We start from the raw sequence: 12,408 nt of genomic DNA, 5'->3' as shown, positions 1-12,408 counted from the left end.
CAATGAACGATCAGCAAGCGAGCCGGGAACTGACCCGGCGTTTCGTCGGCCTTCCGCCGGAGAAGCGGAAGATTCTGCTTGAGCGGCTGGGCCAGCAAGGCATTTCGCTGTCGGTGCTGCCGATCACGCCGGACTGGCGACCGGCCACCAGCGATCTGCCGCTGTCCGCTGCACAACAGCGGATGTGGTTCCTGTGGAAGCTGGACCCTGCCGGCAGCGCCTATCACCTCGCCGGCATGCTGCGTCTGCGTGGCCAGGTGGATGATGGCGCCCTGCAGTGGACCTTCGATGCACTGGTGGAGCGGCATGAGAGCCTGCGCACCACCTTCCATCAGGATGGGGAGCAGGCGGTACAGCGCATCCATCCGCCCGCTTCCCTGCCGATCGCCGTCAGCGATCTGCGCGACATCGATCCGGCGCAGCGTGACGCTGCTGTGCAATCGATGGTCGACGCCGAAGCCCAGGCCCCGTTCGACCTCGAACAGGGACCGCTGCTGCGCGTCCGTCTGCTGCAATTGGCCGACGACAACCACATCCTGCTGGTCACGATGCACCATATCGTCTCCGACGGCTGGTCCATGAACGTGATCATTGACGAGTTCGCCCGGCTCTATGCGGGCTTCGTCAGCGGCCGGCCCGCGCCCTTGGCGCCACTGCCGATCCAGTACGCCGACTACGCGGCCTGGCAGAAGCAGTGGCTCGAGGCCGGCGAGCTGGAGCGGCAACTGCGCTACTGGAAGTCGCATCTGGCAGACGATGGCACCGTCGTGCTGGAGCTGCCGACAGATCGGCCGCGTCCGGCGGTCCCAACCCATCGTGGTGGCGCCGTTTCGTTCTCGCTCGATGCCGAACTGTCGTCCAGGCTGCGCACCCTCGCTCGCAACGCGGATACCACCCTGTTTACCGTGCTGCTGGCCGCCTTCCTGGTGCTGCTCTACCGCTACACCGGACAGCGCGACCTGCGCATCGGCGTGCCGGTGGCCAATCGAAACCGGATCGAGACCGAGGGTGTGGTCGGCTTCTTCGTCAATACGCAGGTGCTGCGCACCGAAATCGACGGCAGCATGGCGTTCGACGCGGTATTGGCCCACGCTCGCGAATCGGTACTGCAAGCGCAGGCGCATCAGGAGCTGCCGTTCGAGCAACTGGTCGAGGCCTTGCAGCCCGAGCGCAACCTGGCGCACAACCCGTTGTTCCAGGTCATGCTGAACCACCAGCGGCGCGATCTGCGTGCGCTGGATCGCCTGCCAGGTCTGGTGCTGGAGAAGGTCGAGCGAATCGCCAACGCGGCCAAGGTCGATCTCGCACTCGATACGCAGGAGGACGAACAGGGCCTCCTTCATGGCGTATTCGGCTATGCGGCCGATCTGTTCGAGCACGATACGGTTGAGCGTCTACAGCGGCATTTCGTCGCTGTGTTGCAGCAGGTCGTCGCTCGGCCTGAGGTTCGTATCGGAGAGTTGAACCTTCTCGATATCGACGAGCAAGGTCAATGGCGTGACTGGAACACGCCCAACAGGCGGTTCTCTACTGCGGAGCCGGTACATTTCGCCATCGCCCGCCAAGCAGCCCGGCGCCCCGGCGCCATTGCCGTGCGTTGCGGCGATCGCGCCGTCGGCTACGGCGAACTCGATGCCGCCGCCACGCGTCTGGCCTATGCGTTGCATGCGGCCGGAGCGGGCCCGGAAACCGTGGTCGGCGTGGTGCTCGACCGCAGCCCTGACCTGATCGTGCGGCTGCTCGCCACGCTGAAGGCCGGCGCCGCTTACCTGCCCTTGGACCCTGAGCTGCCGGCTGCGCGTATCGAGCAGTTGCTGCGGGACGCCGGCGTCAAGCTCGTTGTTACATCCCGAGCCCTGAGCGGCCGGATCGAGACCAGCCTGCCAACTATCGTCATGGAGGACATTGGTGAACCGCAGGCGGTGCGATTGCCCACTGTCGATCCGCGCCAGCTGGCCTACCTGATCTACACCTCCGGCTCGACCGGCACGCCCAAGGGCGTCGCTGTCGAACACGGTCCCTTGTCCATGCACTGCCACGCCACCGTCGAGCAGTACGGCATGGGACCGGATGACCGCGAGCTTCACTTCCTGTCGTTCAACTTCGACGGCGCGCACGAACGCTGGCTGGTGCCGCTGATCGCCGGCGCCCAACTGGTGCTACGTGACGACACCCTGTGGAGCGCCGAGCAGACCCTCGAAGTGATAGCACGCGACGGCGTGACCAATGCCGGCTTCCCGCCTGCCTACTTGCAACGGCTCGCGGAGGCGGCCACCGAACCGGTACCGCTGCGCTTGCTGTCCTTCGGCGGCGAGGCGATGTCCCGGGAGGCCTTTGCCCGCATCAAGCAGAAGTTCCGCGCCGGCACGCTGATCAATGGCTACGGGCCAACCGAGGCCGTCGTCACGCCGCTGGCTTGGGTTGGGCAGCACGACACCGACTGCTCCAGCGCCTACGTGCCGATCGGCAAGCCGGTGGGCGACCGCACCGCCTATGTGCTCGACGCCGACCTGAACCCGGTGCCGCTAGGCCTGGGCGGCGAGCTGTATATCGGCGGCCTCGGTTTGGCGCGCGGCTATGTCGGCAAACCGGGCCTGACCGCGGAACGTTTCGTCCCCGACCCCTTCGCGCCAGGCGCCCGCATGTACCGCACCGGCGATCTGGTCCGGCGTTGCCGCGACGGCAGCATCGAATACGTCGGCCGCATTGACCATCAGGTCAAGATCCGCGGCTATCGTATCGAACTGGGCGAGATCGAGGCACGGCTGCGTGCGCATGCAAGCGTGCGGGAAGCCGTTGTGCTGGCGCACGACGGTCCGGTTGGGAAGCAGCTGGTCGCCTACGTAGTTGCCGGCCAGGATGCAGGCGATATCTCCGCCGCGCTCCGCGCCTATCTGGAAGGCTGCCTGCCCGCCTATATGGTCCCGGCGCACATCCTCGTGCTGGATCGGCTGCCCGTGACGACCAATGGCAAGCTGGACCGCCGCGCGCTTCCCGAGCCGGTGTGGGAAGCCAAAGGCTACGTCCCGCCGCGCGACGATATCCAAACCTTGCTCGCCGAGGTCTGGCAGGACGTCCTCGGGGTCGAGCGAGTCGGTATCACCGACAACTTCTTCGAGCTCGGCGGCGATTCGATCCTGTCGATCCAGGCGGTCAGCCGAGCCCGTCGAGTAGGCCTGCGCTTCACGCCCAAAGACCTGTTCCTGCATCAGACCGTGCAGGCGCTGGCGCAGGTCGCCACGCGCGACGAAGCACACCATGCCGTCGAGGACACCCCCACCGGCGAGGTGCCGCTGCTGCCGATCCAGCAGGCGTTCTTCGAGACCGCGATACCGCAACGCCACCACTGGAACCAATCGGTGCTGTTGCACCCTCGGACTCCCCTGGACCGCGACGCATTGCGGCAGGCGCTCCATGCCGTGATCCGCCATCACGATGGGCTGCGGCTTCGGTACCTGCAGACCGATGGGCAGTGGCGCCAGCACTACGCGGAACCCATCGAAGACGAGGTCCTGTGGCAGCAAGAGATCGCCGGCATCGATGCAATCGGCGAACACTGCGACCGCGCACAACAAAGCCTGGATCTGCAACACGGTCCGCTGCTCCGCGCACTTCACCTTCGGCTGCCGGACGGCGGTGAGCGGCTGTTGCTGGTCGTCCACCACTTGGTGGTCGATGGCGTCTCCTGGCGGATTCTGCTGGAGGACCTGCAGCAGGCGTACCGCCTCGCGAGGGACGGGCAGCCGATCGCCCTGCCGCCCAAGACCGCGTCGTACAAGGCTTGGGCACAGGCGTTGGTGCGGCACGCGAGTTCGGACGAGTTGATCCAGCAGGCCGACTACTGGCGTGCCCAGCAAGGGCCCGAATTGCCGTGCGATCACGCCGTCGACGAGGATCGGATCGCCGACGCCGCCACGCTGACGCTGCAGTTGTCTGCTGCGCAGACGCAGCGGCTGCTCAAGCGAGCCCCATCGGCGTATCGCACGCAGATCAACGACCTGCTGCTGAGCGCGCTCGCGCGAGCCGTCGGACATTGGGCCGGCGTGGACAGAGCCGCCCTCTTCCTGGAGGGACATGGCCGCGAGGCGTTGTTCGACAACGTCGATATCGGCCGCACGGTCGGCTGGTTTACCAGCCTGTTCCCCGTCGTTCTGCCGGTGCTCCACGACACCGGCAACAGCATCAAGGCGGTCAAGGAGACGCTGCGCGGCATCCCCGATCACGGGCTCGGCTATGGCTTGCTGCGGCATCTGGGGCCGCAGTCGATCCGCGATGAACTCGCTGCGCTCCGCTTGCCTCGCATTACGTTCAACTACCTGGGCCAGCTCGATGCCAGCGCAGGCGACGCGGCCCTGTTCGATCGCGCCGCCGAATCGCCGGGTCAACCCGTCTCGCCGGAAGCCCCGCTCGGCAACTGGATCACGATCAACGGTCAGGTGAGCGGCGGCGTGCTGTCGCTGGCGGTCAGCTTCAGCACCGCCCGCTATCGTCACGAGACCATCGCCTCGCTGGTAGAGGCCTATCGCGGCGCGTTGGAGACGACCATCGACCATTGCGTCAGCGTGCCGCCCGGCGCGCTGACGCCGTCCGACGTGCCGCTCGCGGGCCTGACTCAGGATCAGCTCGATCGCCTCGACGGCCGCCAGATCGAGGACCTGTATCCGCTGACGCCGATGCAGCACGGCATGCTGTTCCACTCGCTATACGCGCCCGAGGCCGGGCTTTACGTCAACCAGCTAGCCATCACGCTCGACGGCCTCGACGCCGATCGCTTCGGCGCGGCCTGGGACGAAACGGTGGCGCGCCACGAGATCCTGCGAACCGGCTTTGTCTGGATCGACGGGCAGGCGATGCAGGCGGTCTATCGGCAGGTGCCTTCGCCGGTGCGCATCGATGCGCAGCGGCAGTGGAACGAATCCGAGTGCGAGGACGTCGCGCTCGCGGAACGGAAACAGGCCTTCTCGCTCGACACGCCTCCGCTGATGCGCGTGCGCCTTCTCTATCTTGGAGCGAACCGCTACCGCATGATCTGGACCAGCCACCATCTGCTGCTCGATGGCTGGAGCACGGCCCGATTGATCGGCGAAGTCCTGCAGCGCTACCACGGCCAGCCGGTTGAAGTGCCCGCCTCCCGCTATCGCGATCACATCGCCTGGCTGCAGACGCACGACGTCGCCGCCAGCGAATCGTTCTGGCGCGAGCGGCTGCAAGCGCTCGACGAGCCGACGCGGCTGGCGTCCGCTCTTCCTGCGCCTGACGCCGGCACCGGTCATGCGACCTGCCGCACCACGCTCGATGCAGACGCCCTCGCCCGTATCCAACGCAGTGCCGCCAGCCAGCATCTGACGCTGAACACGCTGCTGCAAGCGGCCTGGGTCATCGTGCTGCAGCGCTATACCGGACGGCGTGCCGTCGCCTTTGGCGCCACGGTGGCCGGCCGGCCGGCAGCATTGCCCGGCGCCGAGGCGATGCTCGGCCTGTTCATCAATACGCTGCCGGTGATCCAGGCGCCTGCGCCCGACCAGACCGTCGCCGACTGGCTGCAGGCGCTACAAGCCGAAAACCTGGCCCTGCGCGAGCACGAACACGTGCCGCTGTACGAAATCCAGCGCTGGGCCGGCCAAGGCGGACAGGCGCTGTTCGACTCGATCCTGGTGTTCGAGAACTACCCGGTCGATGCCGCCCTGCGCCAGCGCGAGCAGAACGGCCTGAAGCTCGGCGAGGTCAGCCATGCGGCGACCACCAACTATCCGCTGACGCTGGTGGTCTCAGCTGGCGCGACGCTGGATATCGGTTGCAGCTATCAATGCGACCTCTTCTCGCAAGCGACCGTCCAGCAATTGCAGCGGCACTATCTGGTTGTGCTGGAGCAGATTGTCTCGGCGCCGCACGCTCGCGTCGGCGAACTGCGGTTTGCCAGCGGAGACGACGGAATGCTGGTGGGCGAGTCGCCGGGCACTGGAGCAGCCGATGTGCGGACCGCCGCAGCCGATGTACTGACCGCCTGGCGGCGCAGTGTCGTGGCGGATCCTTCTGCCATTGCGCTGCGATACGAGGAACAGACGCTGACTCGCGGCGAGACAGATCGGTTGGCCAATGGGATTACGGCGGCGCTGGTCGAGCGTGGTGTCGGGCGGGAGGTGCGGGTTGGACTCTGCGTCGAACGTTCGCCGGCGTTCGTCACCGGCCTGCTTGGCATCCTGAAGTCCGGGGCCGTCTGCGTACCGCTCGATCCGGCACAGCCGGCCGAACGCTTGCGCCAGCTGCTGGACGATGCTGGTGCAAGCGTTGTCGTCGGTTCCGTGCCGGGCTTCGATTGCCTCGATCCGGCCTCCGTGGCACCAGTGGACGCGGCCCCTTCCGTCTCGTTGCTCCCGGATCAGGCCGCTTACCTGATCTACACCTCCGGCTCGACCGGCACCCCGAAGGGCGTGGTCGTCAGCCACGATGCGCTCGCGCATTACGTCTCGGGCGTGCTGCACCGGCTCGAGCTGCCGGCCGATGCCTCGATGGCAATGGTCTCGACCACAGCCGCAGACCTCGGCCATACCGTGCTGTTCGGCGCCCTCTGCAGCGGCCGCACCTTGCATCTGATTTCGCGCGAGCGTGGCTTCGATCCCGATCGGTTTGCCGAGTACATGGCGCAGCACCGCGTTGGCGTGCTGAAGATCGTACCGAGCCATCTGCGCGGTCTGTTGCAGGCCCGCCGACCCGCCGATGTCTTGCCCGAGCAGGCGCTCATCCTCGGCGGTGAGGCCACCTCTGCCGAACTGGCTCGAACGATCCGCGACCTGAAGCCGCACTGCCGGCTGTTCAACCACTATGGCCCGACGGAAACCACCGTCGGCGTGCTGACACATGAAGCGGTGACCCTACCCGAGCGGCAGCTGCCGACCGGCATCCCGCTACCCGGCTCGCGCGTGTACGTACTCGACGCCGACCTGAACCCGGTACCAAGCGGCATTGTCGGTGAGCTCTATATCGCGGGGCCGCAGCTGGCCCGCGGCTACCTCGATCGCCCCGGGCTGACCGCCGAGCGTTTCGTGCCTGATCCCTTCGCCACCGGCGCACGGATGTACCGCACCGGCGACCGCGTCAAGCAGGATGCGGACGGCCGGATTGAATACCTCGGGCGCCAGGACGAACAGGTCAAGATCCGCGGCTACCGTGTCGAACTCGGCGAAGTTGCCCATCTGCTGCGGTCTCAGCCGGGGATCAAGGACGCCGCGGTGATCGTCCACGAGGAGAGGCTGGTCGCCTACTGCGTGCTGGACGTCGTCGACACCGCGACGATCAAGGACCGGCTCAAGGCACAGCTGCCCGACCATATGGTGCCGGCTCAGATCATTGTGCTGGACCGGCTGCCGATCACGCCAAACGGCAAGTTGGACCACCGCGCCCTGCCCGCACCGGTCTGGCAGACGCAAGGCTACGTCGCCCCACGCAACGACATCGAGACGCTGCTCGCGCAGGTCTGGCAAGACGTCCTTGGCGTCGAGCGTGTGGGCATCCACGACAACTTCTTCGAGCTCGGCGGACATTCGCTGCTGGTCACGCGTCTCGCCGCTTTGGTCAACGCCAGCCTGCCTGTGCCAGTTCCGCTACGCGTTTACTTCGAGTCGTCGAGCCTCGCCGAGATGGCAGCCCGCATCGGGCAGACGAATGGCAATCAGAACGCCGGCGAGAACGCCACCGAAGCGGAAGACTGGGCCGACATGGACGCGTGGCTCGATACCCTGGAGACAGAAGCATGAGCGTGGACAAACTTCGCCTCGCACAACGGTTCGCCAGCCTGTCGCCCGAGGGACAGCAGCGATTCATTGACGAGCTGAACGCCCGGGGCATGGACTTCGGACGACTGCCGATCGCGGCACGTGGGCGCAGTGAGGCCGCGCTGTCGTATGCGCAGCAGCGGCTATGGTTCCTGTGGCAACTCGAACGAAACAGCGGCCTGTACAACATTCCGCGTGCCGTGCGGCTGCGTGGCACTCTCGATCAGCCTGCCTTGCAGAAGACCTTCGATGCGCTGGTGGAGCGGCACGAGAGCCTGCGCACCACCTTCCATCAAGAGGGCGAACAGGCGGTGCAACGCATCCATCCGCCCGCCTCACTGCCGATCGCCATCAGCGATCTGCGCGACGTCGAGTCCGCCGAGCGCGACGCTTCCGTGCAATCGATGGTCGATGCCGAAGCCCAGGCCCCATTCGACCTCGAACAGGGCCCGCTGCTGCGCGTGCGCCTGCTGCGCCTGGCCGACGACGACCACATCCTGCTGGTCACGATGCACCATATCGTCTCCGACGGCTGGTCGATGAACGTAGTGATCGACGAGTTCGCGCGGCTCTATGCCGGCTTCGTCAGCGGCCAGCCGGCGAAATTGGCTCCGCTGCCGATCCAGTACGCCGACTACGCGGCCTGGCAGAAGCAGTGGCTCGAGGCCGGCGAGCTGGAGCGGCAGCTGCGCTACTGGAAGTCGCATCTGGCAGACGATGGCACGGTCGTGCTGGAGCTGCCGACCGACCGGCCACGCCCGGCGGTGCCGAGCCATCGCGGCGGCGCGGTCTCGTTCTCGCTTGACGCCGACCTTCCTGCCAAGCTAAGGGCCTTGGCGCGTCGAACCGACACCACGCTCTTCACCGTGCTGCTGGCCGCCTTCCAGGTGCTGCTATACCGCTACACAGGACAGCGCGACCTGCGCGTCGGCGTGCCGGTGGCCAACCGCAACCGGGTCGAGACCGAAGGCGTCGTCGGCTTCTTCATCAACACGCAGGTATTGCGTACCGAAATCGACGGCAGCATGTCGTTCGAATCGGTATTGGCCCACGCTCGCGAATCGGTACTGCAAGCGCAGGCGCATCAGGAGCTGCCGTTCGAGCAACTGGTCGAGGCCTTGCAGCCCGAGCGCAACCTGTCCCACAACCCGTTGTTCCAGGTCATGCTGAACCACCAGCGGCGCGATCTGCGTGCGCTGGATCGCCTGCCCGGCCTCGTGCTGGAGAAGGTCGAGCGGACCGCCAACGCGGCCAAGGTCGATCTCGCACTAGATACGCAGGAGGACGAACAGGGCATCCTCAACGGCGTCTTCGGCTATGCCGCGGATCTGTTCGACCACGATACGGTCGATCGTTTGCAGCGGCACTATGTCGGCGTGCTGCGTTCGGTGGCGGACGAACCGGCCATCTCGATCGCCGCGATCCCGCTGCTGCTTGCGGACGAGCAGCAGCAGTTGATCGGTTGGAATATTGCGGATCGCCGCTTTTCGGCCGCCGATCCGGTTCACGCCACCATCGCCCGCCAAGCGGCCCAGCGTCCCGAGGCCATTGCGATTCGCTGCGGGCAGCGTGTCGTCAGCTACGGTGAACTCGATGCCGCCGCCACGCGTCTGGCCTACGCCTTGCATGCAACGGGCGTCCGCCCGGAGGCCGTCGTCGGCGTGGTGCTCGACCGCAGCCCTGACCTGATCGTGCGGCTGCTCGCCACGCTGAAGGCCGGCGCCGCTTACCTGCCCTTGGACCCTGAACTGCCGGCTGCGCGTATCGAACAGTTGCTGCGGGACGCTGGCGTCAAGCTCGTGCTGACTTCTCGCGCGCTGACCGGCCGCATCGACACTACCCTGCCGCTCATCGTCATGGATGACGTTGGCGAGCCGGAAGTGGTGCAGTTGCCCGCAGTCGATTCCCGCCAACTGGCCTACCTGATCTACACGTCGGGTTCCACCGGCACCCCCAAGGGCGTCGCCGTCGAACACGGCCCCCTGGCGATGCACTGCCACGCCACCGTCGCGCAGTACGGCATGGGGCCGGACGATCGGGAGCTGCACTTCCTGTCGTTCAACTTCGACGGTGCCCACGAGCGCTGGCTGGTGCCGCTGATCGCCGGCGCCCAGCTGGTGCTGCGTGATGACGCACTGTGGAGCGCCGAGCAGACACTCGAAGTGATAGCACGCGACGGCGTGACCAATGCTGGCTTCCCGCCCGCCTATCTGCTTCGGCTCGCTGAAGCGGCCACCGAACCGGTACCGCTGCGGCTGCTGTCCTTCGGCGGCGAAGCGATGTCGCGCGAGGCCTTCGCCCGCATCAAGCAGAAGTTCCAGGCCGGTACGCTGATCAATGGTTATGGGCCGACCGAGGCCGTGGTCACCCCGTTGGCCTGGGTCGGACAGCACGACACCGACTGCTCCAGCGCCTACGTGCCGATCGGCAAGCCGGTGGGCGACCGCACCGCCCACGTGCTCGACGCCGACCTGAACCCGGTGCCGGTTGGCGTGGCCGGTGAGCTGTATATCGGCGGGCTTGGCCTGGCGCGGGGCTATGTCGGCCGGCCGGGGCTGACCGCCGAACGATTCGTGCCGGATCCGTTCGCCTCTGGCGCACGGATGTACCGCACCGGCGATCTGGTCCGGCGTTGCCGCGACGGCAGCATCGAATACGTCGGCCGCATTGACCATCAGGTCAAGATCCGCGGCTATCGTATCGAACTGGGCGAGATCGAGGCACGGCTGCGTGCGCATGCAAGCGTGCGGGAAGCGGTGGTCGTCGCCCACGATGGACCAAGCGGCAAGCAGTTGATTGGCTACGTCGTGCCGGCGCCCGGCGAGGCGGAAGTTGCAGCGGCGCTGAAGGCGTATCTGGAGAACGTCCTGCCGCCCTATATGGTGCCGGCGCAGATCGTTCCTCTGACCCAACTTCCGGTCACGTCGAACGGCAAGCTCGACCGCCGTGCGCTTCCTGAGCCGGTGTGGGAGGCCCGTGGCTACGTCGCCGCGGGCAACGACGTCGAGGCCAAGCTGGCGCAGGTCTGGCAAGAGGTGCTCGGTGTCGAACGAGTCGGCGTGACCGACAACTTCTTCGAGCTCGGCGGAGACTCGATCCTGTCGATCCAGGCGGTCAGCAAGGCGCGCCACGTGGGCCTGCGCTTCACGCCCAAGGACTTGTTCCTGCATCAGACCGTGCAGGCACTGGCCCGCGCCGCGACGCGTGAAGATGCCGAACGGCCCGCCGAAGACAAACCCACCGGTGAAGTACCGCTGCTGCCGATTCAGCGATGGTTCTTCGACACGCCGATACGCAATCGCCATCATTGGAACCAGTCGGTATTGCTCAGGCCCGCTGCGCCGATCGACCAGGCAGCGCTGCGCCACGCGCTACAGGCGCTCGTCTCGCATCACGATGCATTGCGCCTGCGCTATCGGCAGTCCGATGTGCAATGGCGACAGCATTACGCCGAACTCGACGATCACGACCTGTTGTGGCACGAAGAGGTGGCAAACACCGACGCCATCGCGGACCGTTGCGGCGAGGCCCAACGAAGCCTGAACCTTGAACAAGGACCGCTTCTGCGGGCACTGCATCTTCGACTGCCCGATGGCAGCGAGCGGCTGCTGCTGGCGGTCCACCATCTGGTCGTCGATGGCGTGTCATGGCGGATCCTGATGGAGGACCTGCAACAAGCGTATCGCCTCGCACGGCAAGGACAATCGATCGCGCTTCCGCCGAAGACGGCGTCGTACAAGACGTGGGCCGAGACCCTGGCGGAACACGCTCACGGCGACGCGATGCGGCGGCAGGCGGACTACTGGTTGTCGCAACCGGACGTGCCCGCGTTGACAACCGATCACGACACGCCGGCGCTGGCTGTCGATGGGCGGCAGCACACGATCCGCCTGGACGCGGCGCGCACCACGCAACTGCTGCAACAGGCCCACCGCGCCTATCGCACCCGCATCAACGACCTGCTGCTGACCGCGGTCGCGCGTGCGGTCGGCACATGGACGCAACGGCCGCGCGTCGCGGTCCAGCTGGAAGGGCATGGACGGGAAACGTTCGACGAAACGTTCCACCAATCGGTCGACATCAGCCGCACGGTGGGCTGGTTCACCACGGTGTTCCCCGTGGTGCTACCCGTCGCCCCTGGCATCGGCGACACCATCAAGCAGGTCAAGGAAACCTTGCGTGCGATCCCCGGCAACGGCATCGGCTATGGGCTCCTTCGCCATCTTGGCCCCGCGGAAATCCGATCCGAGCTGGCGCGTCGCGCAGAGCCGCGCATCACCTTCAACTACCTGGGCCAGTTCGACCAGGCCGCCGGCGAGGGTGCCGACTTTGCGCTGGCCGACGAACCGAGCGGCGCGAGCCGTGATGCGCACGCCCCGCTCGGCAACGCGCTGACCATCAATGGCCAGGTCTTCGGCGCCGAGCTGGTGCTGAAACTGGGCTACAGCTGCAAGCAGTTCGACCCCGCCACGATCGAGCGGCTGGGCGATGCGCTCCGCCGCGAACTGGAAGCCGTGATCGAGCACTGCCTCTGTCTCGACAACCACGGCATGACGCCATCCGACCTGGTCAACGTCCAGATCGACCAGGCAGCGCTCGACGCGCTGCTCGATAACGTGCTCTAAGCCGCCTTCCG

Annotated in this window: 2 protein-coding genes; both read left to right on the top strand. The window is 66.5% G+C overall.

The features are described 5' to 3' along the window. The first annotated feature begins 2 nt into the window (after window positions 1-2). Window positions 3-7,754 carry an amino acid adenylation domain-containing protein gene (locus M1D55_RS02030; RefSeq protein WP_456280958.1) on the top strand — a complete coding sequence of 2,584 codons (7,752 nt, stop codon included), beginning with the start codon at window positions 3-5 and terminating at the stop codon, window positions 7,752-7,754. Next, window positions 7,751-12,397: an amino acid adenylation domain-containing protein gene (locus tag M1D55_RS02025; RefSeq protein WP_456280957.1), complete on the top strand. Its 4,647-nt coding sequence runs from the start codon at window positions 7,751-7,753 to the stop codon at window positions 12,395-12,397. Before M1D55_RS02030 ends, M1D55_RS02025 begins: the two co-directional genes overlap by 4 nt. Window positions 12,398-12,408: the final 11 nt, after the last annotated feature.

This window comes from Cupriavidus sp. JZ107, from assembly GCF_053903255.1.
This window is presented reverse-complemented; position numbering and strand designations above follow the sequence as displayed.